Annotated in this window: 20 protein-coding genes; 11 read left to right on the top strand and 9 right to left on the bottom strand. The window is 65.9% G+C overall.

The window, feature by feature from the left end; all coding sequences use genetic code 11:
* Positions 1–44: 44 nt before the first annotated feature.
* Positions 45–356 (bottom strand): ETC complex I subunit, encoded by a 312-nt coding sequence (locus QNI11_RS01325; protein WP_100928171.1) that lies wholly within the window; start codon positions 354–356, stop codon positions 45–47.
* Positions 357–944: 588 nt separating this feature from the next.
* On the opposite strand from QNI11_RS01325, the gene uvrB reads away from it, so the two are divergent.
* From uvrB to QNI11_RS01310, 3 genes are all read left to right on the top strand, one after another.
* The gene (gene uvrB, locus QNI11_RS01320; RefSeq protein ID WP_283982048.1) at positions 945–3140 is read left to right on the top strand and encodes an excinuclease ABC subunit UvrB; all 2196 of its coding nucleotides are present in this window, start codon (positions 945–947) and stop codon (positions 3138–3140) included.
* Between the two features lie 284 nt (positions 3141–3424).
* The gene (locus QNI11_RS01315) at positions 3425–3712 is read left to right on the top strand and encodes a hypothetical protein (protein ID WP_100928173.1); all 288 of its coding nucleotides are present in this window, start codon (positions 3425–3427) and stop codon (positions 3710–3712) included.
* A gap of 291 nt (positions 3713–4003) precedes the next feature.
* Positions 4004–4192, top strand: a complete 189-nt coding sequence (locus tag QNI11_RS01310; RefSeq protein ID WP_005860190.1) for a PLD nuclease N-terminal domain-containing protein — start codon at positions 4004–4006, stop codon at positions 4190–4192.
* A gap of 72 nt (positions 4193–4264) precedes the next feature.
* On the opposite strand, the gene QNI11_RS01305 is transcribed toward QNI11_RS01310, so the two are convergent.
* Complete coding sequence (locus QNI11_RS01305) at positions 4265–6469, bottom strand: NADP-dependent isocitrate dehydrogenase (protein ID WP_283982047.1); 2205 nt, start codon at positions 6467–6469, stop codon at positions 4265–4267.
* A gap of 321 nt (positions 6470–6790) precedes the next feature.
* Here QNI11_RS01305 and QNI11_RS01300 point away from each other — a divergent pair, with 321 nt between their 5' ends.
* Complete coding sequence (locus QNI11_RS01300) at positions 6791–8185, top strand: polysaccharide biosynthesis/export family protein (RefSeq protein ID WP_100928175.1); 1395 nt, start codon at positions 6791–6793, stop codon at positions 8183–8185.
* A gap of 166 nt (positions 8186–8351) precedes the next feature.
* Positions 8352–9038: a metallophosphoesterase gene (locus tag QNI11_RS01295; RefSeq protein WP_283982046.1), complete on the top strand. Its 687-nt coding sequence runs from the start codon at positions 8352–8354 to the stop codon at positions 9036–9038.
* A gap of 26 nt (positions 9039–9064) precedes the next feature.
* Here QNI11_RS01295 and QNI11_RS01290 read toward each other — a convergent pair whose 3' ends face one another.
* On the bottom strand, positions 9065–9715 hold the full coding sequence (locus QNI11_RS01290) for a M15 family metallopeptidase (protein WP_283982045.1): 651 nt from the start codon (positions 9713–9715) through the stop codon (positions 9065–9067).
* A gap of 90 nt (positions 9716–9805) precedes the next feature.
* Positions 9806–11167: an SH3 domain-containing protein gene (locus QNI11_RS01285; RefSeq protein ID WP_283982044.1), complete on the bottom strand. Its 1362-nt coding sequence runs from the start codon at positions 11165–11167 to the stop codon at positions 9806–9808.
* Positions 11168–11337: 170 nt separating this feature from the next.
* Here QNI11_RS01285 and QNI11_RS01280 point away from each other — a divergent pair, with 170 nt between their 5' ends.
* The 3 genes from QNI11_RS01280 (at position 11338) to QNI11_RS01270 (ending at position 13985) form a co-directional block, all read left to right on the top strand.
* Positions 11338–12573: a lytic murein transglycosylase gene (locus QNI11_RS01280; RefSeq protein WP_373418437.1), complete on the top strand. Its 1236-nt coding sequence runs from the start codon at positions 11338–11340 to the stop codon at positions 12571–12573.
* Positions 12574–12631: 58 nt separating this feature from the next.
* The gene (locus tag QNI11_RS01275) at positions 12632–13414 is read left to right on the top strand and encodes an oxepin-CoA hydrolase, alternative type (protein WP_283982042.1); all 783 of its coding nucleotides are present in this window, start codon (positions 12632–12634) and stop codon (positions 13412–13414) included.
* A gap of 64 nt (positions 13415–13478) precedes the next feature.
* The gene (locus tag QNI11_RS01270; RefSeq protein ID WP_283982041.1) at positions 13479–13985 is read left to right on the top strand and encodes a DUF2478 domain-containing protein; all 507 of its coding nucleotides are present in this window, start codon (positions 13479–13481) and stop codon (positions 13983–13985) included.
* Between the two features lie 13 nt (positions 13986–13998).
* Here QNI11_RS01270 and trxC read toward each other — a convergent pair whose 3' ends face one another.
* Positions 13999–14424: a thioredoxin TrxC gene (gene trxC / locus QNI11_RS01265; protein WP_283982040.1), complete on the bottom strand. Its 426-nt coding sequence runs from the start codon at positions 14422–14424 to the stop codon at positions 13999–14001.
* Between the two features lie 137 nt (positions 14425–14561).
* On the opposite strand from trxC, the gene QNI11_RS01260 reads away from it, so the two are divergent.
* The gene (locus tag QNI11_RS01260; RefSeq protein WP_283982039.1) at positions 14562–15761 is read left to right on the top strand and encodes an efflux RND transporter periplasmic adaptor subunit; all 1200 of its coding nucleotides are present in this window, start codon (positions 14562–14564) and stop codon (positions 15759–15761) included.
* A gap of 170 nt (positions 15762–15931) precedes the next feature.
* On the opposite strand, the gene speD is transcribed toward QNI11_RS01260, so the two are convergent.
* A complete protein-coding gene (speD, locus tag QNI11_RS01255) occupies positions 15932–16285 on the bottom strand; it encodes an adenosylmethionine decarboxylase (protein WP_283982038.1) in 354 nt (117 codons plus the stop codon).
* 638 nt (positions 16286–16923) lie between these two features.
* Here speD and QNI11_RS01250 point away from each other — a divergent pair.
* Positions 16924–18165: a lytic murein transglycosylase gene (locus QNI11_RS01250; protein ID WP_283982037.1), complete on the top strand. Its 1242-nt coding sequence runs from the start codon at positions 16924–16926 to the stop codon at positions 18163–18165.
* Between the two features lie 3 nt (positions 18166–18168).
* Here QNI11_RS01250 and QNI11_RS01245 read toward each other — a convergent pair whose 3' ends face one another.
* Positions 18169–20799: a Hint domain-containing protein gene (locus QNI11_RS01245; protein WP_283982036.1), complete on the bottom strand. Its 2631-nt coding sequence runs from the start codon at positions 20797–20799 to the stop codon at positions 18169–18171.
* A gap of 255 nt (positions 20800–21054) precedes the next feature.
* Complete coding sequence (locus QNI11_RS01240; RefSeq protein ID WP_283982035.1) at positions 21055–22662, bottom strand: transcriptional regulator; 1608 nt, start codon at positions 22660–22662, stop codon at positions 21055–21057.
* Between the two features lie 321 nt (positions 22663–22983).
* On the opposite strand from QNI11_RS01240, the gene QNI11_RS01235 reads away from it, so the two are divergent.
* On the top strand, positions 22984–23928 hold the full coding sequence (locus tag QNI11_RS01235; RefSeq protein ID WP_283982034.1) for a phosphatase PAP2 family protein: 945 nt from the start codon (positions 22984–22986) through the stop codon (positions 23926–23928).
* Positions 23929–24024: 96 nt separating this feature from the next.
* Here the strand turns inward: QNI11_RS01235 and QNI11_RS01230 are convergent, their stop codons facing one another.
* Positions 24025–26100, bottom strand: a complete 2076-nt coding sequence (locus tag QNI11_RS01230; RefSeq protein ID WP_283982033.1) for a hypothetical protein — start codon at positions 26098–26100, stop codon at positions 24025–24027.
* Between the last annotated feature and the right edge of the window lie 238 nt (positions 26101–26338).

Raw genomic sequence — 26338 nt, 5'->3', positions numbered from 1 at the left:
ATCGCTTCGGAAAATGCCGGCGCCCCCGCCCGCGGTGAAGACGCTCAGTGCGTCCAGGGCGCCCGGCGGTCGGACGCGAAGTTCTCCGCATACCCCCGCGCCCGGATGTTCACCTTCCGCTTCTTCGGCTCCATCACCATCGCGTCGATGCCGTGTTCCTTGGCGTAGGCCAGCGCCGCTTCCTTCGTCTCGAAGCGCAGGCGCACCTGGCTTTGCGTGTCGGCGGAGGAGGTCCAGCCCATCAGCGGGTCGATCGACCTCGGGCTGTCCTGCACGTAGTCGAGATACCAGTGCTTCGTCTTGCCCTGCCCCGAGGACATGGCCGTCTTTGCCGGTTGATAGATGCGAGCCCGCATTTCCACACCTCCATGAATCACAACGGTTATCCGGGATTCCGCGGCGAAGGGCAACATGCTGCGCCGCTCCAATTGTCACAGTGAGCGCCGGCCTGGGACGGGGAACGGACGACAAGCAGGCTCAGGTGTCCGACCGGAGACACAGGGAGCGAGGGGTGGGTTCGTGGCACCGGGCCACCGAGCGCTGCTTGTCTCCTTCAAAGCTACATATCAGCTTTCGGTTTTGGCAAATGCTTCCTTTGTGGCAGTCGGGCAGCGCGACACGGGCGATCCGCCGCCAGTCCGCTATTTCCCTTTGTTATCAGATGGCCCTTTCAATCCGCGCCAGAAGGTGCTGCGACCAAAGTTGGTAGGCAGGCGAGCAGTGGATCAGCAGTTCGCGCATGTATTTGGCACTCTGCGAACAGTGGTGCGGCCCCGCCAACGACACGCGTGTCAGTCAACCGACCCCAAACAGAGCACTCTCCCTGACGTCTTGCAGACAGTTATTGTCAGCATCGGACTGGCGCAAGGCCGCCCTGCGACTTACGTTGCGCTGCAGCGACAGGACCGGCGCTGGACAACCGGGGTCGCGCACAGGAGACCCCGATGCACAACAATTCGCCGCAACAGATGCCCATGATGCATGCCGCCGCGCCAGATGTGCGCACGCGCGAAAAGCTCGAAGGCGGCAAGCGGTTCGTCATGCAGACCACCTTCTCTCCGGCGGGCGACCAGCCGACCGCCATCGCGGAACTGGCCGGCGGCATCGACGAGGGAGAGCGCGACCAGGTGCTTCTTGGTGCGACGGGCACCGGCAAGACCTTCACCATGGCCAAAGTGATCGAACAGACCCAGCGCCCGGCGATCATCCTTGCCCCGAACAAGACATTGGCCGCCCAATTGTACGGCGAATTCAAGGGGTTCTTTCCGGACAACGCAGTCGAGTACTTCGTCAGCTACTACGACTACTACCAGCCGGAAGCCTACGTCGCGCGGTCCGACACCTACATCGAGAAGGAAAGCCAGATCAACGAACAGATCGACCGGATGCGCCACTCGGCCACCCGGGCGCTGCTGGAACGCGACGACGTGATCATCGTGGCGTCCGTGTCCTGCATCTACGGTATCGGTTCGGTCGAGACCTACGGGGCGATGACGCAGGACCTGTTCGTCGGCAAGGAGTATGACCAGCGCAAGATCATGGCCGACCTCATCGCGCAGCAGTATCGCCGCAACGATCAGGGGTTTTCGCGCGGCACCTTCCGGGTGCGTGGCGACGTTCTGGAAGTCTGGCCTGCCCACCTCGAGGACCGCGCATGGCGGCTGTCCTTCTTCGGCGAGGAACTGGAAGGGCTGACCGAATTCGATCCGCTGACCGGCACCAAGACCGACAGTTTCGAGCGCATCCGCATCTACGCCAACTCACACTACGTCACACCGCGTCCGACGATGCAGCAGGCGATTCAGGGCATCAAGAAGGAGCTGCGCCAGCGGCTCGACCAGCTTGTCGGCGAGGGAAAGCTGCTGGAGGCGCAACGGCTTGAGCAGCGGACGAACTTCGATCTGGAGATGCTGGAGGCCACCGGCGTCTGCAACGGCATCGAGAACTACTCGCGCTACCTGACGGGCCGCGCGCCGGGCGAACCGCCCCCCACCCTCTTCGAATTCATCCCCGACAACGCCATCGTTTTCGCCGACGAATCCCACGTCTCGGTGCCCCAGATCGGCGGCATGTATCGCGGCGACTACCGGCGGAAATTCACGCTGGCGGAACACGGTTTCCGCCTGCCGTCCTGCATGGACAACCGCCCCCTCAAGTTCGAGGAATGGGACGCGATGCGCCCGCAGTCGATCTTCGTCTCCGCCACCCCCGCCGCGTGGGAGCTGGAGCAATCGGGCGGCGTCTTCTCCGAACAGGTGATCCGCCCCACCGGCCTTCTGGACCCGCAGGTGGAGATCCGGCCGGTGGAGATGCAGGTCGACGACCTGCTGGACGAGATCCGCAAGGTCGCGGCAAACGGCATGCGCACCCTCGCCACAGTGCTGACCAAACGCATGGCCGAGGACCTGACGGAGTACCTGCACGAACAGGGTATCAAGGTGCGCTACATGCACTCCGACATCGACACCATCGAACGGATCGAGATCCTGCGCGACCTGCGCCTTGGCGCGTTCGACGTGCTGGTGGGGATCAACCTGCTGCGCGAGGGCCTGGACATCCCGGAATGCGGGCTGGTGGCCATCCTCGACGCCGACAAGGAGGGCTTCCTGCGGTCCGAGACCTCGCTGATCCAGACCATCGGGCGGGCGGCGCGGAACGCCGATGGCCGGGTCATCATGTACGCCGACCGCATGACCGGATCCATGGAACGCGCTATCGGAGAGACCAACCGCCGCCGCGAGAAGCAGATGGCCTACAACGAGGAACACGGGATCACGCCGGAGACGGTGAAGAAAAACGTCGACGACATCCTCGCCGGGCTCTACCAGGGCGACACCGACCAGTCCCGCGTCACCGCGAAGATCGACCCGAAGCGTCAGGGCTCCAACATCGCCGCTGTGCTGGAAGGCTTGCGGACGGATATGCGCAAGGCGGCGGAAAACCTGGAGTTCGAGGAGGCCGCGCGTCTGCGCGACGAGGTCAAGCGGTTGGAGGCGGTGGAACTGGCGGTGGCCGACGACCCGCTAGCCCGACAGCAGGCGGTCGAACGGGCCTCCGAAGAGGCAACCAAGGCCAAGGGCCGCTCGACAGCAGGGCGTCCCGGCCAGCGCGGCGGGAACGTCAAGCGACGCAAGCGGTAGGCCGAAGGGGGCTTTCGGGCGGATTGAGCCGTCGTTTTGGCCAGCCGTGCGGGAGCGGGACGACACATTCGTCCAAAGGCCCGGGAACACTCAGGGGATGCAAGCGCTGCCGCATCCCAAGGGTCTATGGCAACAAGCCGCCAGCGACAAGAAATCCCTTACAAGACCACTTGAAAAGATGCGCCGCCATGTCATCTTCGCGTCATCCGGGCGCGAGGCTCCGCCCGGCGGCTGCAAGCGCGGGGATCGCGCCTAGAGCGCCATCCTCCCTTCGGGCAAACCCCATGCGTTTCACGCTTATCGCGGCTCTGGCCGCCCTCGTCGCAGGTCCGGTCCTCGCCGATCAGACCATTGGCACCGTCCACAGCTGGACCCCGGCCACCCACACCCTCGTCCTGACCGACAAGACGGTCTGGACCCTGCCGGCGGACCTGCTGGTTCCGGCCGACCTCGCCACCGGCGACCGCATCGACATTTCCTTCCAGTGGAAGGGCGACGACGGCCTTGGCGCGATCCATTCCGTTGCCCGCGTGGCCCCGGCAGATGCGGCCGCCAAGCGCAGCGGTATCTGACATCAGACCCGAGAGGGGCCCCGACCGGGGCCCCGCGACGGCGGCCGACCAGCGCCGCACCCGCCGGGCCCTTAGGCGGCAAACAGGGCGGCCCGTGCCAAGTCTGAGCCGCCTCCGCCCCCTTCCCCCGAACAACCACACGAGCGGCCCTTCGCGCCCGCCAAAAGCCGGTCTGAGCGGGCTTGACGCACGCCTGGCACGCACGGCCCCGCCTTACCAATTTTGACGTCGAGGGAACCCGATGGGCGCGAGCACGTTGTCTCCCCAGATAGCTAAACGGGAGCTGAACCAATGGAATATGGTCTTCTGGGTCTTCTGATCCTCATCGCCGACATCTACGCAATCTACCAGACTCTGACCTCTGGCGCGTCCACGCTCGCCAAGATCGTCTGGACCCTCGCCATTCTGATCCTGCCGGTTCTCGGCTTCATCGCATGGCTGGTGGCCGGTCCGCGTGGCGGCGCACACGCCCGCATCTGACCGCAGGTTCAAAGGCAAGAAAAAAGCGGGTCCCTTTCGGGGCCCGCTTTGCTTTTGTCCGGTACGAACGTCTCAGCCGATGATCGCGTTCAGCGTCGGCGAGGGGCGCATCACCGCGGCGACCTTTTCCGGGTCGTTGTGGTAGTAGCCGCCGGTGTCCGCAGGGCTGCCCTGTGCCGCCGCCAGTTCGGCGACGATATCCGCTTCGCCATCGGCCAGCGCCTTCGCGATGGGGGCAAAGTGGGAGGCAAGCTCGGCATCGTCGGACTGCGCGGCCAGCGCCTCGGCCCAGTAACGGGCGAACCAGTAGTGGCTGTCGCGGTTGTCCGGCTCTCCGACCTTGCGCGAGGGCGAGCGGTCGTTGTCGAGGATGCCCTGCGTCGCGGTGTCCACCGCCTCACCCAGAACGCGGGCCTTTTCGTTGCCCTTCTGGTCGGCGAGGAACTTGAACGATTCGCCAAGCGCGCAGAACTCGCCAAGGCTGTCCCAACGCAGGTGGTTTTCGGACTGGAGCTGCTGGACGTGCTTGGGGGCAGAGCCACCAGCGCCGGTTTCAAACAGCCCGCCGCCCTGCATCAGCTTCACGATCGACAGCATCTTGGCGGAGGTCGCCAGCTCGAGGATCGGGAAGAGGTCCGTCAGGTAGTCGCGCAGCACGTTGCCGGTGATCGCGATGGTGTTCTCGCCCTTTGTGATCGTCTCGAGCGAGGCGATTGTGGCTTCGCGCGGGGCCATGATCTCGAATTTGTCGGTGACGCCCTTGGCTTCGAGGATCGGCTTGACCATGGCGATCAGCTCGGCGTCGTGGGCGCGGCTTGCGTCCAGCCAGAAGATCGCGCGGTAGCCCGTGGCCTTCTGCCGTTCGATGGCCAGGTTCACCCAGTCCTCGATCGGTGCCTTCCGGGCCGAGGCCGAGCGCCAGATGTCGCCCGCTTCGACGGCGTGCGAATGCAAAACGGTGCCGTCGTCGAGGATCATCTTGACCGTGCCGTCAGCGGGGATCTCGAAGGTCGTCGGGTGGGAGCCGTACTCCTCCGCCTTCTGCGCCATCAGGCCGATGTTCTGCACGGTGCCGGCGGTCGCCGGGTTCAGCTTGCCGTTGGCCTTGAAGAACTCGATGGTCGCGTCATAGACCGGCGCGTAGGAGCTGTCGGGGATCACGCAGTTGGTGTCCGATTCCTTGCCGTCCGGGCCCCAGCCCTTGCCGCCCGCGCGGATCAGCGCCGGCATGGAGGCGTCGATGATGACGTCCGACGGCACGTGCAGGTTGGTGATGCCGCGGTCGCTGTCGACCATGTACATCGGCGGGCGCTGCTCGCGGCAGTCCGCGATGGCCTTGGTGATTTCCGGATCGTCCTTCACCCGCGCCAGCAGGTCGCCCATGCCGGATGCCGGGTTCACCCCCAGCGCGGCCATCTTGTCACCGTACTTCTCGAAGACCGGGGCCAGCCATGCCTTGACGGCGTGACCGAAGATGATCGGGTCGGAGACCTTCATCATCGTGGCCTTCATGTGCAGCGAGAACAGCGTGCCTTCGGCCTTGGTCTTCTCGATCTCTTCGGCAAGGAAAGCGTCCAGCGCCTTGGCCGACATGTAGGTGGCGTCGACGACGGTACCAGCCGGGTAGGAGACGCCCTCTTTCAGGACCGTCTCGCCATCGGCGGTCTCCAGCACGATCTTCGCGGTCGCGGCCTTGTCCAGCGTGGCAGAGACTTCGTTGGAATAGAAATCGTCGCCCGACATCGCTGCGACGCGGGTCTTGGAGTCGGAAGACCACTCGCCCATGCGGTGCGGGTTCGACTGCGCGAACTTCTTGACGGCAGCGGCGGCGCGGCGGTCGGAGTTGCCCTCGCGCAGGACCGGGTTCACGGCCGAGCCCTTGATGCTGTCGTACTTGGCGCGGACGGCCTTTTCCTCGTCGGTGGACGGGGATTCGGGATAGTCGGGCAGCGCATAGCCCTGGGACTGCAGTTCCTTGACCGCAGCCACGAGCTGCGGGACCGAGGCGGAGATGTTCGGCAGCTTGATCACGTTGGCGTCCGGCTTCTTCACCAGTTCGCCCAGCTCGGCCAGGTCGTCGGACTGGCGCTGCTCTGCGGTCAGGGCCTCCGGGAAGGTGGCGATGATGCGGCCTGCGAGGCTGATGTCCTTCGTACCCACCGTCACGCCGGCGGCGGAGGCAAAGGACTGGATGATCGGAAGCAGCGACGCCGAGGCCAGCTCGGGCGCTTCGTCGACCTTGGTGTAGATGATATCGGGCGTGGACGTGTCGGACATGGGATCCCCCTTGTTAACCTTGCGCCCTCTCTAGGCCAAACGCGCAACGGCGTCTACAGTATGCAGCTGTATACAGTGAGCCATTTCGTCGCCCATGCGCTGAAAACGAATTGTTCACTTTCACCCTGTGGAAGATTCTTGCCGATGTTGCAGATTTGCCCCGCTCGTCGGATTTGCTGCAGTGTAGCAGGAGCGTCATGTCGCCATGTGGCCGGAACGCATGTAATTCCGTCAGAGATTGACGGCCCTCGCGGTGCGGCTTGCAAGCCGCGTTGCGCAGGTCGAGAATGAACAAAAGCAAGTTTTGGGACGGGGTAAGATATGAGCGTGACCTCCAAGCGGGCGCAGGGTCGGAGACTTATGCCGAAGGCCGGACGCTGGATCGGTGTTGCGGCGCTGACCCTTGCTCTGACGTCCTGCGGGATCACCTACAACAGCCCAACGGTCAATTCGGCCGCCGACGGCTTCCAGGTGACCGTTCTGGAGATGTCGCCGACCGTCGTGGCAAGCGCCAACCGTTCGGCCTATGCGCCGCAAAGCCTGCCCGCATCGTTCTTTGCCAACGCGGGCGGCGGCAGTGCACGCGGTGTCGGTGCCATCCCGCCGACCCCCTACTTGCCCGACGAATCGCGTGAGACGCTCGAATTCCGGCCGCTGCCCGATGTCGCGCCGCAGCCCTACCGCATCGGCGTGGGCGACGAGCTTCTGCTCGCCACCAAGAGCCGCAACTCTGTCGAGGAACTGTCCGGTCTGCTCGCCGCGGCAAATCAGCGTCAGGGCTACACCGTCCGCGACGACGGCAACATCGCCATCCCCGACGTGGGCTCCATCCCGGTGGCTGGTCTGACCATCGAAGAGGCCGAGAACCGTCTGTTCCAGGTGCTCGTCGACAACCAGATCGACCCGACCTTCAGCCTCGAGGTAAGCCGCTTCAACTCGCAGCGCGTGGCCGTGGGCGGCGCCGTCCGCACCCCGACCATCGTGCCGATCACCCCGAACGACCTGACCCTCGGCGAGGCGATCATCGCCGCCGGTGGCACGGACATCCGCGACCGCGAATTCGCCTCGATCCGCGTGTACCGCCAGGGCACGCTCTACCAGATCCCGCTGGAAACCTACCTCCAGAACCCGGGCATGCAGGACAAGCTCATGCAGGCGGGCGACGCGGTGTTCGTCGATACCTCCTATGACCTCGACCGCGCGCTTGAGTTCTACCGGGCGAAGATCGACGTGATCTCTCTGCGCCAGAGCGCCCGTAACAGCGCCCTGGCCAACCTGCAGTCGGAAATCAACATCCGCCGCGGCGCGCTGGAAGAGGACCGCAGCAACTTCGACCGCCGCGAGAAATACGGCGCCAACGGACGCCAGTACGTTTATCTCGCCGGCGAAGTGCGCGGCCAGAACCGCTTTGCCCTGCCGTTCAACGACCGCGCCACGCTGGCCGACGTGCTCTACAACGAGGGCGGCTTCGACACCACGACCGGCGACCCGTCGGAAATCTACGTGCTGCGCGGCGACCCGCAGGCCGGCTATGGCGACATCGTCATCGCCTACCACCTGAATGCGCGCAACGCGGCAAAGCTGATCCTCGCGACGAAGTTCGAGATGCGCCCTGACGACATCATCTTCATCGAGGAACAGCCGATCACCAAGTGGAACCGCGCCCTGCAGCAGCTGTTCCCGGTCCTGCTCCGCAGCGCACAGAACGCTCTTTGAGCATCTGATCGAAAATTCGGCAGGTGTGACCGTTTTCAGGCACGGTCGCACTTGCTGGGCTGCGAAAACGCCTCATATACAATCCGGTATGAGACTTTTCGGCAAGCCACGCGGGCGTGACCGCGATCAGCAAGCAGTGCGTGCAAACGTCCCCTTCGAAGCGCCCTTGGCGCCAGATGAGGCTTTCTTCGCCATCGGTGACGTGCACGGCTGCCTCCGGCCGCTCGGCAACCTGCTGCTGGAGATCGACAAGCGCGACAGCGCTCCAAAGATCGTGTGCCTCGGCGACATGATCGACCGCGGCGAACATTCCGCCGGTGTCCTGCAACTGCTGTTCGCCATGAGCCGCGAGATGGGCGACCGTTTTGTCTGCCTGCGCGGTAACCACGAAGAGATGATGCTGCGCTACCTCGAAGATCCGGAGCGGCAGGAGTCCCGCTGGCTCGGGCATGGCGGGCTGCAGACACTCGCCAGTTTCGGCGTCTCCCGCAGTGGCAAGCGCGATCCGGAAGGGCTGCGCGACCGTCTTCTTTATGCGATGGGGGACGACATGCTGGAGTGGCTGCAGGGCCTGCCCTCACGCTGGCAGACCGGCAACGTGACGACGGTGCATGCCGCCGCTGACCCTGCACTGCCGATGGATTTCCAGTCGACGCAGGTGCTGACCTGGGGCCACCCCGACTTCTTCCGGGTCAACCGCGACGATGGCATCTGGGTGGTCCACGGCCACACCATCACCGAGGACGCCAAGGCGGAGGACGGGCGCATATCCGTCGACACCGGCGCCTACCTCTCGGGCCGCCTGACGGCCGCGCATGTCTACCCCGGCGGTGTCGACTTCATCCAGACCTGAGCCGAAGACAGACGGGAGCGTATCGCTCAGTTGCCGGATTCGGAGAAGTGCTGGTAGTCCTTCGCGGACGACCATGTGCCGCCCCACCCCCAGCCCCGTTTTGTAAAGGCGGTGACGACCGTATCGTCTGGCAGGATGACCCCAGGTACGTCTGGTCGGCGCTCTGACGCCTCGTCGTAGTCCACGCCCGCGTCCGGCGACGTGTGCCGCCCCTGCACATAGGGATTGTGAACCGGGTTGATGTCGATGGCCTTCCCGAGCGCGTGCTGCGACAGCCGCGACGTCCCGGCGACAAGACGGCAGTTGAACGCCGAGGTATTGTTGGCCGCCATCGAAAACCCGTCGTCCCCGGCGAACTCGTGCACCGGGCGCATGCTCTGGATCGGGTAGCGGGCGGCATGGATGTCGGCGAAAATGTCCAGCATGGTATCGGCCACCTCTGTCGCTACAACCAGCTGGCCGGTCTGCTCGGCGCCTGCGAAGTCCACGTAGGGCACGCTCAGCAGGCGCAGACCGTCGCGGTCGGGGCACGGCAGGTCAGCGTGCCAGCTCACGCCCTGCATCTTCTGCCAGATGTCATCGGGGATGGGCGACTGGCTCCCGCGTTCGGCCAGTGCGGTTGATGCGAAAGCCGTCAGAGCCGCGACGCCCAGAACCGCTGCGATGTGTCGTGTCATCCGCCCGTCTCCCTTTTTCTCGCACGTTCGCGGCATTGGCCCGATGCGGCAAGTGCGGATTTCCCGCCTTTCTCCGGCATGTTCCGACGCTCAGTCCGAAAGGTACTTGCGGCTGATGTAGCCCAGCCGGCCCTGCGCATCGCTGACCTCGTACCAGAAGACATTGCGCGATATGCAATCCAGCGCCTGTTCCTTCTGCTCCGTATCGGCCGGGTCCAGCGCGAAGGCGTTGCAGGCCTCGCGGCAGGTGCGTGCACGGTCCTGGTCTCCCGGCGCCTCCAGCGACTGGCTGCCGACGATGGTCAGCGGTTCGCCCAAAGGCACCTCGCGCAGAACGGTCGCGCCAAAGCCCGCCTCTGCGCGAAGGTTCACGAAGTCGGAGACGTTCACCACCTTCACCTGCGGGGAGGCGACCCAGCAGGACGGGAAAGTGACGGCGGTCAGGGCCTCGCGCGCCTTGGCGGCAAGCTCCGCGCGGAAATCGGTCTGGGCGGTGGGGTTGTCCGCTGGCGCATCGGGTCCAGGCAGGTCGGAGAGCGGCGTGGCGGGGTCATGTAAGGCGAAGGGCGCAAGGGCCCGGGAAGTCGTGTCTCCGACCGTCCCGTTTCCGAACCGGAGTGTGCCCAAGGCCTCCCCCGGCACTGCATCGAGCGAGAGGTCGACTTGGCACCGCGTCGTCTGCGCCGCACCAAACGCGGCTTCGGAGCTTATGCGCACCGCATCCCTGCCGAAGCTGTCCGCCGTGAAGCCGATCTCCCGGTCGTAGGACGGCAGGTCGGCGGGTGACAGGTCGAGCCGCGCGCCGTCCGCATTGGCACAGGCGTTCTGCAGCGCTGTATCGGGCCCTGAGGCAGGAAGCGCCACCGGCGCCACGGCAATCCCCCATCGCGCGGCATCGCCCACGGTGGAGACCCGGAACACGCCATCCCCTTCCAGAAGCGCCAGCAACAGCGAATCCGGCAGATCCAGATCCCGGCGCGTCCGCAACCGGATGACCTCTGCCACGGCGGAGAGGCCCGCGCCAAACGCGGCTTCGGCCTCTGCCCGCGGGATCATGTCCTTGTCTGGCAGTACCTGCGGAGCAGAAAACCCGAGCACCGCCGTCGGGTGCATCACCCGCGCCCCACGCGCACCGGCGATGAAGATCAGCGCACAAGGCCCTTCGCAGGTCGCACCCTCGGTCACCAAGGTCGCCATCGGCACCTGCGCCACGAGGTCCGCCACCTCCAGCGCGGCAGGCATCGAGCCGCCGCTGCCATCGAGACAGAGCCGCAGGGGCCCCTCCCCCAAGTCCCGGATTGCCGACCGCAGCGCGCGGGCGTCGCCTTCAGCCGGCGGGCCGGAGAGTGTCAGGCTGCACCCGGCATCCGCACCGCCTGCGACGATCTCCGCAGCCCGGGCGTCGGGCGCGATCAGGGCGAGGGCGGCGAGGACAGGGATGACACGCAACATGGGGGCTCCGAACCGGTCGATTTCGGCCCGACCCTAGCACAGCCGCAAGTCGAAGCGACCCCGCGGATAGGACACCGGACGATCATTGCCGATGCCAGCCGCAGGGGGTGCGTTTGCCGCACGATCCGCTAGACTCGACTGCCAAGACCCGAGCAGGAGCCCACACCGTGATCCGATCCGTTTTCCGCGTCCTCTGCCTGTTGACGGTGCTCTCGGCGCCCGCCCACGCGCAGGACCGCGCCGCCGTTCAGACGCAGTTCGAAGGCTGGTTGAAGCAAGAGGTCTGGCCGCGCGCGGAGGCGAAGGGCGTTTCGCGCAACACCTTCGACGCGGCGTTCAAGGGCGTCACGCTGGACTGGGACCTGCCCGACCTCGTACCGCCGGGCAGCAAGCCGCAGACGCCCAAACAGCAAAGGCAGGCGGAGTTCGGGCAGCCCGCCAAGTACTTCTCTCGCGGGTCGCTCGACTACGCCACGCGCGAGGGCCGCAAGATGGCAAACGCCTACGCCCGCCCGCTCGCCGCGGCAGAGGCGCGGACCGGCGTTCCGGGGCGCACCGTGCTGGGCATCTGGGGCCGCGAAAGCAACTACGGCAGCGCCGCGATCCCGCACAACGTGTTCCGTGTGCTGGGCACCAAGGGCTTCATGAGCACCCGCGCCGCCTATTTCACCGATGAACTCGTCGCCGCGCTGCAGATCGCCGAGGCCGGACACGCGCCATCCTCGGCTATGAAGAGCAGCTGGGCCGGGGCGCTGGGGCAGCCTCAGTTTATGCCGACAAACTTCCTCGCCTATGCCACCGATGGCGACGGCGACGGGCACGCCGACATCTGGCGGTCGGAGGCGGACACCATCGCCTCCATCGCGCGCTACCTGCAAAGCCACGGCTGGGTGAAGGGCCGCGACTGGGGGTTCGAGGTGACGGTGCCTGCCTCCGTCTCCTGCACGCTGGAAGGACCGGACCAGGGCAAGCGTATCTCCGACTGGGCGGCGATGGGGATCACGCGGGTCAGCGGCCGCCCCTTCCCCGAGCACGAAGCGCAGGGCGAGGGATTCCTGTTGATGCCCGCCGGGCGCAGCGGTCCCGCGTTCATCGTCACGCCGAACTTCTACGTGCTCAAGGACTACAACATGAGCGACCTCTACGCGTTGTTCGTGGGGCATGTTGGCGACCGCATCCAGTACAATTCCGGCGACTTCTCTGCCGCCTGGGGTAATGTCGGCGGGCTCTACCGGTCCGACGTGGCTGTGATGCAGAGAGCTCTGGAAAAGATGGGCCACGATGTCGGCGGCGCGGACGGGTTGCCGGGGTTCAAGACCCGCCGATCCATCGGACGCTGGCAGGAAAGCCGCGGGGAACCGGCCACCTGTTTCCCCGAGGCATCGATGAAATCCGCCTTGCGCTGACTTGCATCCCGCCCGGCCTTGCGCCTTTCTGCGCAGGACACGCAGGGAGGAGACAACGATGACCGACACGGTGTTGAAGGCCGAGCGCAGGGGCGCCGTCCTCGTGCTGACGCTCGACGGGGCCAAGAGCCGCAACTCCATCGGGCCGGAGCTCTATACCGCGCTGCGTGAGGCCGTGATCGATGGCAGCGACGATCCGGGGGGGCGCGCCATCGTCCTGACCGGGGCAAACGGCTATTTCTGTTCCGGCGGTAACATCGCCATGCTGAAGGACTCCGCCAGCCGCCCGCGCGGACAGGTTTCCTCCAACACCGACCTGCTGAACGCGCTGATCCGTGCGGTGCACGACGCGCCGGTGCCGGTGGTCTGCGCGCTCGAAGGCGGGGCGGCGGGGGCCGGGGCTTCCCTGGCGATGGCCTGTGACATGATAGTCGCCGCCGAGGGCGCCAGCCTCGTGATCGCCTACGTCAAGGTCGGGCTGACACCGGATGGCGGCGCCACGCACTTCCTGCGCGGTGCCCTGCCGCGTCAGCTTGTGATGGAAATGTGCATGACCGGACGTCCCATGCCGGTCGAGCGGCTTGCGGACTTCGGCCTCGTGAATGAAATCGCGGCACCGGGCAGCGCCCTCGACCGCGCGCTGGAGATCGCGGAGCGGCTGGCCGATGGACCGGCGGGCGCGCTGGCGTCGATCAAGCACACCGTCAACATGGCGGAGGTCAACGGCCTGACGGCGCAGATGGCGCTGGAGCCAGACGGCATCAACCGGGCACGCTACACGGAGGAGGCGGCGGAAGGTCTGGCCGCCTTCCTCGAAAAGCGCCGCCCGGTCTATCGCTAAAGGCGGGCTTCCCCGGCGGCAGTTGACGGGCTATGTCTGGCAGACCGGGGCCTTGGGAGGAACCATGCTGGGATATGTAAGCGTCGAGGCGCGCGGCGAAAGCGACCTCCTGATCCGCGATGCGACGATGGCGCTGCATGCGCGCGGCGTGCCGCTGGCGGGCGCGGTTCAGGTGAACTCCGAACGCGACGCGACGCACAAGTGCGACATGGACCTGCACATCCTGTCGGGCTCCGACGTAGTGCGCATCAGCCAGAATCTCGGCGCGCTGTCACGTGGCTGCCGACTGGACCCGGCGGGCCTCGAACACGCGGTCGGCATGGTCGCCGCGGCGCTGGAGAGCGGCCCGGCGCTTCTGGTGGTCAACAAGTTCGGCAAGCAGGAGCTGGACGGGCGCGGCTTCCGTCCCCTGATCGGGGAGGCGCTGTCGCGTGGCATCGCCGTCCTGACTGCCGTGAACCCCGGCAACCTGCCAGGGTTCCTCGAGTTCGCCGGGGACTACGCCGAGGCGCTGCCCCCGGATGTCGATGCGATCGTCGACTGGTGCAACGCCCAGCGTCTGGCCGCCTGACCCGTGCGCTCCCTTACCCCCTGACCCACGTCACGATCTGTGCGGCAGAGGCCGCCCCGGACTGGCGCTTTGTCTCGCGCCCGGCGGCGTAGGCGATCATCGTGGGGATGCCGCGGATGCCGAGCCGCGCGCTGGGTTCGGGATGGGCCTCCGTGTTCAGCTTGACCAGCCGGGCCTCGGACCTGAGCTGCCCAGCCGCCTTTGAAAACTCCGGCCCCATCATCCGGCACGGGCCGCACCACGGCGCCCAGAAATCCACCACCAGCGGCACCTCGTCCACGCGCGACGCCTTGGCCAGGGTCGCCGCGTCGACCTCTATGGCCTTGCCGGGCATGAGCGGCGCGCCACAGGTGCCGCATTTCGGACCCGCGCCCAGCTTCTCCTCGGGCACCCGGTTCACCTGACCGCAATCGAAACAGGACAGCTTCTTGCCAGCCATCTGATCACTCCCATTCGTTTTTCCGAATATAATAACGCACGATCCTGTCACAAGTCCCGAAAACGCGCGACTTGCCCGATTCTGGCGTTATAGTCGCGGCGACGAACAGGATACCGATACAGGACAGGAGGCTTCGCATGACCCTGATTGCCCGGAGAATGTGCCAGACGCTCGCGGTGGGGACCGCGCTTTTGACCGGCGCGGCCGCCACTGCGCAGACCGCGCAGGAATGGCCGGTCGAGGTGGTCCGGCTGGACCCGGTCAGCGCGCCGCAGGAAAGCTATGTCGGGACCGTGCGGGCGCGGGACATGTACGGCCTCTCCTACGGCACGACCGGCTGCATCGTCGCGATCTCTGAAGAGGCGAAGCGCATGCAGGTGGCCAAGGCCGGGCAGGTACTGGTGGAGCTGGACGACAAGCATTCCCAGCTTGCACTGAAGACTGCGGAGGCCCGCCTTGCCGAACTGCGTGCCGCGGTGGAGGAGCGGCAACTGGCCGTGACCGCCGCCGAGAACGACGACCGTCGCCGGGCCGAAGACAGGGCGTTTGTCGCCAAGGAATTCGAACGGAACCAGACGATGTTCCGCCGCGGCCTGATCAACGAGACCACGATGGAAGCCGTGGAGAGCCGGATGATGGACGCGACCTTCGCCGCCGAGCAGGCGAAAGAGGCGATGGCCAGCGCGCGGTCCGCCAAGGCACGCGCCGAAATCTCGGTTGGGATCGGCGAGCTCGAACTCCAGACCGCCGAGATCGACCACGAGGACCTGCAGCTCGTCGCGCCTTTCGACGGCGTCATGATCGGGTTCGAACCCAGCGTCGGCGCCTGTGTCTCGGACGGGGCACTGGCGGGTCAGATCTATGACCCCAGCCAGAAGTCGGTCGATGTCTACGTCCTGATCTCCCGCCTTTCGGCACAGGATGCGACGGGCGTGTCCCGCGGCGCCGAAGTCACCGTTCGGCGCGGCAACGGCCAGACCTGCGGCGGCGCGATCACCCGCATCGACACGGAAGCCGACCTCGAAAGCCAGTACGTGCAGACGACCATCGACGTGGACGAAGCCTGCGCCCCCGAACTGTTCCTGAACGAGGCGGTCGCGGTGGAGATGAACAGCGGTCCGGACGCCTTCCGCCTGCCGGAGACGGCGCTGCTGGAAGGCTCCGTCTACATCGTCAACGAAGAGCGTGAGACGCTGGAAAGCATCAAGGCGGATGTGGTGTCGCGGGAAGACGGCGCCGTTGTCGTGCGCCTGCCCGGCATGGCAGGCCGCCTGGCCGTCGTGGACGCCATGTCGGAAGGCGTCGACGCGATGCTGGAAACGTCGGAGCCGTCCTGATCCGTAGATCATCGGCCATCCGATATGCCCTAGCGTGTCTCAGGTTAATTGAATTCAACCGAGGGCACCTAACGCGCTCTGGATTGACGTAAGAAAAAGTCGCGTAATGCGAAACTATTCCGGCGGCGCGTTTCGCCTGCCGCCGGCCCCCTGCACCGGCGCCTGCGACGTCACGCCTCCCCGGACATACCGCCACCGCGTGGCAGGATCCGGGAAACGTGTCGCTCCGGCCGGAAGTAGCTCAGCAGGACATCCAGGCTCTTCTCCGGCTCAGCAGCGCCACACATGAAGATGTCGACCGTGGCGATGCCGAACTCCGGCCATGTGTGCACGGAGATGTGCGATTCAGCCAGCAGTGCAAAGCCCGTAAACCCCGCCCTTGCACCGAAATCATGCGCCGCCACCTGTAGTATGGTTGCCCCTGCGGCCAGCCCGGCCCGGCGCAGCACGTCTTTGGCCGGGCCCACGTCCACCAGTGCGCTGGCGCCATACATGTCGCAGATCAGGTGCTTCCCCAAGGCCACGGGTACGGTTCCATTCGGGTACCGTGAAACCGTTTCCGTTGGAACATTTCTTCGCGTCACCCTTGCTCCCTCTCTGCCCACCGTATCAGAATGACAAAAATACTAGGCGGGAATCCGCTATTTTTGCCAAACTCGGGTGGACCAATGCGATAAAGAAGATATGTGCGCATCGCTGCCTGACGAACAATGCCGAATCATGAGGCCATGTCGTCCGGGTAACAAGATAGTGATGCGCAAAAGTTCGTCTGCCTGAACGCAACCAGCAGTCGAGCGCGTGTGTGTAGGTTCCGTCGCCATTTGGGGAGGTGGCGGTGTCGGGTGTCTGAACGGCACCGGCAACCGGCAATAAAAAGGGGCGAAGTTTGAAACTACCACGCATGTCTAAATGTCCGCACTGCAACTATGACCTACGCTTTGGCGCATCCACATGCCCCTATTGCTTCCGTCCGACCCGGATCCGCAACCGCGCCTGGTTTTGGCTGATCATCGTGGCGGTTGTCGCGTTCTTCGGATACGAGGTCTTCGGCGCCGAGGCCGGCACCGAACCGCTAATGGAAGCGGAAGAAAAGACTGTCCCATTGTCGGACAGTTGATACCCGCGATAGGGTCGTCCGGAGCATAAAAGAAGGATCCGGAGAATGACCCTCACGCGGCGAAAGCTGCTTATGTACGGCGCGGCCCTCGGTCTGGCAGGCTGCAGCACGTCGGCACCGATACGCGCCCCGCAAGGCACAACGCGCGATCCCTCCCTGCAACCGCAGCCGAATGCCGCCTACGATCAGTGGGTTGCGGCCTTCAGAGGCCGTGCCCAATCCCGCGGGATTTCGGCCTCGACGCTGGACGCCGCCTTTCGCGGGCAGGGGTTCCTGCCCGGCGTGGTGGAGCGGGACCGCAACCAGACGGAATTCAAGCGCAGCCTCGAGGACTACCTCGCCATCGTCGCGCCCGAGGAAAAGGTCACCTTCGGGCGGCGCGCCGTGTCGGCGCATTCCGGACGGCTGGCACAGGTGGAGGCGCGCTACGGAGTGGACGCCGACGTGCTGGGCGGTGTCTGGGGGCTTGAGAGCTACTTCGGCACCCGCCGCGGCGACATCCCGGTGATCTCGTCGACCTCGACCCTTGCGTGGGAAGGGCGGCGGGGGGCGTTCTTCGAATCCAACCTGATGGACGCGCTGCGTATCCTGCAGGCGGGCGACGCCACACCGCAGCAACTCGTAGGAAGCTGGGCGGGGGCGTCGGGCCACACCCAGCTGATGCCCAACGCCTTCCAGCGCTACGCCGTCGACTTCGACGGCAACGGCCGGCGCGACGTCTGGTCCGACGATCCGATCGACGCCTTCGCGACCACGGCCCGGTATCTGAGCGAGAATGGCTGGCGCAAGGGGCAGCTCTGGGGTCTGGAAGTGGTCCTTCCCGAGGGTTTCTCGGCACAGATAGGGCGCGGCACACGGCGCAGCGTCTCGGAATGGCAGAACCTTGGCGTCCGGCCCGCGCGCGGCAGCAGCCTGCCCGACTATGGCGCGGCAGCGGTCGTGGCACCGATGGGCGTGGACGCGCCTGCCTTCCTCGTGTTCCGCAACTTCGACGTGATCCTGCGCTACAACCCGTCCGAGAACTACGGGCTGGGCGTAGGCTACATGGCCTCGCGCCTTGCGGGAGGCGGACCGCTGGTGGGCCGCTTCGGGCGGGACCGCTACGGTCTCGACCTCGACGACCGGAAGGCGCTGCAGCGCGGACTGACGCGCGCGGGCTTCGATGCCGGGACGCCTGACGGCGTGCTGGGCAAGAAGACCGAGGCGGCGATCCGCGCCTTCCAGCAGTCGCGTGGCATGACAGTCACCGGCACACCATCGCGCGAACTGCTGAACGCCGTGTCGTGACGCTCAGGCGCTGATCAGCAGACGGGTCTGGTAGGCCTTCAGCATCGGGCGGGCGGCCATGTAGGCTTTCCGCCCGACATCGACCTTCAGTTCCGGGAACAGGGCGAACAACTCGTCCCGCTGCGGCGCGTCGAGCCCGGCAAGGGACAGATCGCCCGGCTGGAAACTCTCGGTCCACAGCCCTTCGGACATGACCAGTTCGTGCCGGTCGAACATGAAGTGGATGTAGCTGGTCCCCTGCCCCGGCAGGAGCTGCTCGATGCCCGGCAGCCCTACGAGGTGCAGCGCCGCAGCAAGGACCTCTTCCTCGCCGAAAAGCAATTCTACCGGCGCCCCGGTCATCACCACGCGATGCTGCGGCGACACCATCATGTCACGCTCCGGATGGCCGGGGCCAAGCGCGCCCTTGCGGATGAGGATCGGGCAGAACGCCCGTTCGGCCGCCAGTTGCCGGGCCGACAGGGATTTGGCGCCGCACCAGCGCACTGCCTGGTAGCCGTTATCACGGGTCAGAAGCCGGTCGCCCACCCGGATCTCCTCGGCCGCGACGTCCCCGCGCAGGGTCTTCAGCCGCGTGCCGGGTGTGAAACAGGGCACGTAGTTGATGTTCTCGATCTCCGAGAACGTCAGAACCGATCCGTCCTTCCATGTGACCGTCCCGGACTCTGCACCCGTCATGTTGATTGCCGCGGGTCCGGAGATGTTCAGCGTATCGCCTGCCTTCTCGCCCGCTTCGCCGCCGATGATCGTCAGCGCTGCGCCATTCAGGTCCGCCGGGTCGACAAAGAAAGTGTCGTCGCCGTCGCCGCCCTTGGCCACGTCGCCCGACCCGGCGTGGAGGGTGTCATTGCCAGCCCCGCCGTCGAGGCTGTCCGATCCCTCCAGACCGTAGAGGTCGTCGTTGCCTTCACCGCCCAGTACGGTGTCGTCGCCCTCGCCCGCGTTCACCGTGTCGTTGCCAGCGCCAGCCACGATGCTGTCGTTGCCGGCCCCCGCTTCGATGCTGTCATCGTCGGAGAAGTCCGCCGCGTCGCCGTCATCGATGTGATCGCCGTCCGGGTCGCCGGTGTAGCCCGCGTCGATGATGTCGTCGCCAGACGTGCCTTCGACCACGTAGTCGCCCGCGAAGGCCGGAATACCCATGGCCACCAGTGCCTCCGGCGCCGAGACCTGCGCCGCCGTCAGCCCGGTCAGCACAAGTATATCGCCCGAGGGGAAGGTCAGGGTCGCGTCACCCGTGCCGTCGCCATTGGTGTCACCGACCACCACGTCCTCGACCGAGACCGGCAGGCCCCAGAAATCCGTCAGGTCGGAGACGTCCAGCAGGTCCCTACCGGTGTAGGTGCCGTCGCCGTTGTCGATGGGGCCGTCGAACCCGGCAATCACATCGGTGCCGGATCCGTCCGCCAGCCTAAGCGTGTTCACGCCGGAACCGAGCACGATGGTCTCGACCTCGTCGAAAACCAGTGTGGAGGTGCCGTCAGTGACTGTGCCGACCTCCGGGTTGAGGTTCGACAGATCGATGGTCAGGTCGTCCGTGACGGCAGAGAGGTCGAGCACGTCGCCGGTGGTTTCGGCCACGCCCTCCGCGTCGACGGTGTCATTGCCAAAGCCGTTCTCGATGATGAAGGTGTCGTCGCCCCAGCCGCCCCACAGGTAGTCGTCGCCCGCGCCGCCATAGAGGATGTCGTTGTCGTAGGACCCCCGCAACCAGTCGTTGCCCGCACCGCCATAGAGGGTATCGTCGCCCTCGTTGCCCTCGACAGTATCGTCCCCATCGCCGCCACTGACAAAATCGTTGCCCTGCTCGCCGTAAAGCGAATCCGAGCCGTCTCCGCCGAACAGGCTGTCGTCGCCCTCGTTGCCCGCGACCAGGTCATCTCCCAGACCGCCCTCGATGGTGTCGTTGCCTGCGGCGCCGCGCAGCGTGTCGTTGCCGGTCCCACCGGTCAGGCTGTCGTCACCGGTGCCAGCGATGACACTGTCGTTGCCGTCCAGCGCGTCGAAGGTCAGGTCGACGGAGGACACGGAAGCATCGACCGTATCGTCCTGGTTGGTCAGGACGAAGTGCTCGATACCTGAGAACGTGCCATTGTTCGTGCCGTCGCCGAGAAACCCGCCTTCGTCGGCGTTGAAGGTGAACTCGATCCCTGTTGCGGTGAACCGGGACGCATCCAGCGTGTCGTCGTCGCTGCCGGTGGTGACGGTCTCTCCGCCGTGCAGTTGCTCTCCGGTCGCGATGTCGGAGATCATGAGCAGGTCGGCATCGGCGCCGCCGTCCAGCGTGTCGGCACCGCCCCCGGCAAATATCGTGTCGTTGCCGTCTCCGCCGGACACGTTCTGGCTTTCGTCTCCGAGGTCGAAACTGTCGTCCCCGGCCGTGCCGATCTGCACGTCGAAATCGTCTACGACGCCACTGCCCAGCTGTGCGTCGGTTCCGGCCGACCCGGCGTTGCCGATGGTAAAGCTGGTGACGCCGTCGGAAATCGTCATGACGCTGGTGGCGCCGTCGAAGTCGAACGAATACGCCGCGCCAAGCGCCGACAGGTCGAGGGTGTCGCCGTTCGCGGCATCGATCGCAGACCAGAAACCCGGCTGGTTCCAGTTCGATGTTGTTACAACGTACGTGGCCATTTCAGCGGTTCTCCAGCCCGCGCAACGCGACATGTCCGGCCACAGGCCGGTTCGGATCGGCGGGATCCCCCGGACCGTTCAACATGTGCGGCAGCTGCGCGATTCAATTATGTCTTCAGGGCGTCTGCTCGTTGTCCAGAAACGCGAAGAATGTGACGCAAATAGGCAGATTTGGCGGTATCTTGACGAAATCGGAAACCAACGGCCAGCCGCCGCGCACATTGTTTCAGCCTCCCCAAAGGCTGTCTGGCGGGTTCAGAGAAGGGCGCGGATCGGGTCCAGCAGACCCTTGTTGCGCAGCGTCCGCACCGGGTAGGTGTCGTCGTTGATGAGCTTGTCGAGACTGAAGCCCGGCTCGATCTTGGCCATCTTCCTGGCCACGGCCTGCGCTTTTTCCAAGTCGCCCTGCATGGCGTAAAGCGCCAGCAGGTGGCGGTGCGCCGGGCGTGAAAGCGGCGCGGCGCGGGCGGCGGCCTCCCCCGCTTCGATTGCGTCCTGTGGCCGGTTGCAAGCGATGGCGATCACGCAGTGCCCGGTGTCCCAGTAGTGACGGAACGGCGAGGTCCGCGCGATGGCGCAAGCGCGGGCCGAGGTCTTGTAGGCGCGGTCCAGGTCACCCGCCAGCATGTAGCCTTCGGACAGCGACTTCAGCGCATAGGCAGAGGCCGGGTTGCGCTCCACCGCGTTGCGCGCCATGTCGATCACCCCCGCGGTGTCCCCCACGGTCGTGGCCCGGACCTTGGCGACGATGGACTGCACCAGCGCATTGTCGGAATCCAGTTCGATGGCGCGGTAGTACAGCTCCATCGTCTCGTCCATGAGGTCGCTCTGGTCCGCCTCCGACAGCTCCATCATCTGGGTCATGCGGATCAGGCTGCACCACGCGAGGTAGATGCCCGACGGGTCGTTGCGGAAGGCCTGATCCATCAAGCCGTAGGCTTCGCGCAGGGCATCCTGGTCGAAGCTGAACATGCGGTAGAGCCCCAGCCGCGACAACGCGGTCGAACGCGACTCGGGCCGGTCCTTCTGCAGCACGTGGGGCAGCTTGCCGAGGATCTGGTCCGCCGCCTCGAAAACGGTGCGGGCGACCGCCTCCTCGCTGTTCATCACGTCCTCCAGCCGATCGATGCGCTGGAGCTTGGAATAGAGGATCCGCGCACTGGGCTGGTGCACGGCCTTCAGGAACAGCGTGTGGCCCTCGTTGTCCTGCACGATCTGGCTGTGGATCACCACGTCGCTGTCCGGCGCCTCGATAGCGCCCGAAAGCTCCGGGTCGGCCTGACGCCAGGCGCGCACCTGCTCGCCGATGTTCTCGCCGATCTGGTTGGACAGGACCTCGCTCATGATCTGGCTGTGCAGGCCACCCGACACGTCGCTGCGGCAACTGATGAGAACGCCCTTGCTGTCCGACGGCGTCGCGCGGGAGATCATCGTCTGAAGCTGCGCGCGCTCCTGCCTGAGCCAGTCTTCGAACTCCGGGTCGCGGACGTCCATCCCTTCCAGCAGCTCGGTGCGCTCGTCGCCGGGGACGACCTCTTCCAGCAGGTCGACACGAACACCGGCCTGCTCCAGCCAGACGGCGCTGCGGTCCGACCCAAGGCGCACCGCCTCATCGCCGAGCGCGCTGCGCAGCTTGGACAGGGCCTGTCTGAGGTTCGCACTGGCCTGCTCGGGACCGAAGGTCGACCAGAGCTTGTCCTCGAGCCAGCGGCGGGTGCGGTTCATGCCGGGACTCAGCGCCAGCATCGCGATCAGGGCCTGATTCTTGGCGCCTTTCGGGGTCAGGTCCACGCCGTTCGGACCGACCACCCTGAAGGGGCCGAGCACCTCGATCCTCAGAATATTGTCCTGCGGTCCGGACATGGATTACCCCTTAAGTCACGCGACGTTAACACCGGCTCACGAGACCGGCAACACTCGTGAAATTTCCGTAAATCAATTACTACAATTCGTTAAGCAATTTGACGCAACGGCAGGCATCGGGTCTGAATTGGTCGAAATGCGGGGTTGGGGAGAAATGACGGCATGCCTGTATTCGGGATCGATAATCACCAGAACCATCAGAACCACCAAAATCATCAGAATCACCAGAACCATCAAAACCACCAGAATCACCAAAACCACCAGGCGACGGAAAACCACCAGTCGGGCCCGGACAGCGGGTTCACCGGGGCGGCCCTCGGCATGGCGCGGGATGGCACGGTGGGGTTCTGGGACGGTTCGCCCGACCGGGAGCCGCACCCCACCGGCCGCGACAGCTGGGCCGCGCTGAAGGCCATGGAGACCGGGCCGCGCCGGGCGGTCCTCGACCACGCGCTGACGGGCATGTTCGGCGTCTCCCTCGACACCTCCACCGACACCAACGACGAGGGGCGCGTGACCCTGGGCGGCGAAACCATCGTCACGCTACGGAAACCCACGAACGCCTTCCTCGCCCAGAACCAGCTTGGCTTCCTGCGCACCTACGCCGACCTGCGCGGCGACCGGCTGTCGGAAATCGTCATGCAGACCGGCGACATCCAGAGCTTCTTTGCCCTCGTCGGCTACATGGCGCCGGACGCCACAAAGTGGACGCTGGCCCTGAACCAGGCGATCTACCGTCTGTGCACGATGATCGAGCAGCCGCTGAAGCATGCCTTCGACGTGGCCCGCCCCATCGCCATGACCGCCAAGGTACAGCCGATCATCCAGACGCCGGGTCACGGGTCGTGGCCCTCGGGCCATGCCACCGAAAGCTTCGCCTCGGCAACGCTGCTGACACGGTTGTTCTACAACAGGGCCTTCGATCCGGTGCAGCAGATCGCGGACGGCAACGAGCTTTACCGCCATGCCGAACGCATCGCGATGAACCGCACCGTGGCGGGTGTGCACTTCCCCACCGACAGCATGGCCGGCGCCGTCCTTGGCGTGACCCTGGCCGAAGCGCTGGTCCGGCTTCTCGACGGCGAAACCGAGGTCAAGGCGCGCACCTTCCACGGCGATGCCTATGCCGGCGACTTCACCCTCAAGGCGCTGACCGACGCGCTGGCCGGCAACACGATCATCGAGACGACATCCGTCACCTTGACCGCGGACATCATCCCGGCGTGGCTGCGCCGCATGTGGGCCGAAGCCAAAGAGGAATGGTAAGGGTTTAACCAGTACCCGGCGCACGCCGGACGTTGTCGGTGGGCCGGGGTGCTGCAAGGCGCCCCGGTGTTTCTTTGTGCGCCAGTCCGCTTTTCGTCAGACCGGCAGATCGGCGCCAGGCCCGCTGCCCTGCGCCACGACGATATAGGCCCCGAGCCGCGACCTGCGGCCCTCATCGACCTCGAACAGATCGAGGGCCGCCGGGTCCAGGTCGTCGGTCTGCGTGGTTGCCGGGTTCCGCGCGTTGGCCGCAATCAGCCCGGCCGAAAGCCCCAGCGCCCGCGTCAGGCGACCGGCAGCGGCACTTGTGCCCCCCAGCCGCCGGGCGGAGCCGGACAACGTGCCGCTCCCCCGTGTGCCGCCGGAGAAGGCGCCATGATCCACGAGCGTTGAAACCGTCGGGGTCGTCACCGTCCACTCCGACCCTTGAGCACTGTAGAACGCCGGGGCGAAGTTCGCGTGCGTCGGCACCGGGTGACGCGGTGTCCAGACCGCCGCACCGCAAGAGAACACCTGCCGCGCCGTGGTGGTGACCAGCGCATTGTGACAGCCGGACGGCGTCACCGGACAGTCGTCCTGCGGCTGGGTGTAGGAGGCCGCCGTTTTGCTCCATCCGTAGGCGCCTGTGTGATCGAAATAGGCCTGCCGCCCGCGCATGAGGCTGCCGCCAAGGGCGTCGTCGCGCTGGATCTGGCAGAGCACGCAGACCTCCGCGTCGCCATCCTGGCGCACGTCGATGGTCCATGCGCCGGGCTGGGCCACCTCCTCGCGGGGTTTGCGCCGCTTGGTGGGGGCAAGGGCCAGCGTGTAATGCGCCGCCTCCACCCCGTCCGCTCCGGCGGGGCGCTCCGGCACGTGATACAGCCGCGCGATGGACGTGCCCTTGTCCTCCAGCGACACGATCTCTCCGGGCTGCAACTTGAGAAACCCTGTGGTGGTCCCGTCCGGCGCGGTCACCGACAGGGCGAGATCGCCGGTGGTGGCGTTGCGCGGATGGAATTCAACGAAGCTCGCGGTCATGTCGTCGGGCTGGACGCGGACCACGGCCTGCGCCTCCGCGCCCTGCTGAAGGTCGAAGGCGCACAGCAGGCCGTCTCGATAGCTGTTGCCGAAGGACCAGACGATGCGCACGGGCTGGCCTGTCACCTCTTCCCAGACGCGCGCCTCCCGCGCCAGTTGCCGTTCGACGAAGCGGGTGCCGTTCTTCGGCCCGGCGGTGATGCCCAAGGACAGGTTGACGATGACCGGCGCTGCGGCGTCGATCTCTGCCGCGCGGCGCAGGATCCACCGCAGCCCCTGCACCATGTAGCTTTCGAACCACATGCCAGAGGTGTCGTCGATGGTCTCGGACGGCAGTTGCACCGCGATCAGCGGCCAGTCCCGGACGGGATCGTGCTCATCCAGCGGATCGGCCCCGGCGGCGAGGTCCAGCACATGCGTCCCGTGACTGGTCTGCGCCCCGAGCGCCGGACGCGTCCGCACCCCACCCAGCGACCTGTTGAGCCGGGCATAGGTCGCGTCCTCCGGCAAGGGCAGAAGGGCGTCGATGTCTGCCGCGTTCAGCACCTGTCCCGACAGGACCCCACCCTCCGTGCTGCGGCTTTCCAGCGCCTGCAGCCAGACCGCGTGAAAGCGGGTGCGGGCGGTGCCGTCCGGCACGAACTTGCGGAACCGGGCGTTCAGGAACCCGACGCCGTCGTCGATGATCGCCACGATCGGGGTGCCCGGGGGGATGGCCTCTGCAGCTGGCGCGGGCCCGGGCGCGGACGCCACCGCTGCGGGCGCCTCCTCCAGCCGTACCGGGACGCCGGTGTCCAGCACATCGAACAATGAAGCGTGTTCGCTGTCGGGCGTGCCGACCTTGCGGTACAGCGCGTATTCGTCCGGCAGGGCCGCGTGAGTCGCGGGGTCGTCGATGCGGGTCTGCAGGGCCTGCGTCTCGTGCGGGTCCATCAGCAGGACCGTGCTGGCCGCCAGAGCGTCGACCAGCGCCTGGCGCGCGGCCAGCGGATCGGTCCCGGTTTTCAGCGCGACGAAGATCGGCTCGTACTCGGCGCCGCTGTCCGGACGCTCCGGCGGCAGGGCGTCCAGACGCTTGCCCAGCAGGCGCGACCAGTCGAGATAAGCGTCGCGAAAGGTGTGCGGCCGCGGTGCGCTCCAGGTAAAACCCATCGAAATCCCCCCCTGTGTGCCTTTGCGTAAATCAAAGGCGGTTTCCATGGGCCGGTCAAGCAAGCCGCTGGAATGCCAAGGTGAATTGCGCAGAATTCACGCCCTCCGATGCGTGAATTACCGCCCCCTGAACCGCAATTAATCACGCATTCACGCGCAAATTGCGGAGCACTCACGGTACGATCACGCACGCTGCGCATGCTTGGGTCAACGCATCGTCAACAGCGCCTTCAGAGCG

The organism is Sagittula sp. MA-2 (genome assembly GCF_030126985.1).
Lineage (GTDB): Bacteria > Pseudomonadota > Alphaproteobacteria > Rhodobacterales > Rhodobacteraceae > Sagittula.
Note: the sequence above shows the minus strand (reverse complement) of the source record. Positions and strands in the feature narration are given on the sequence as shown.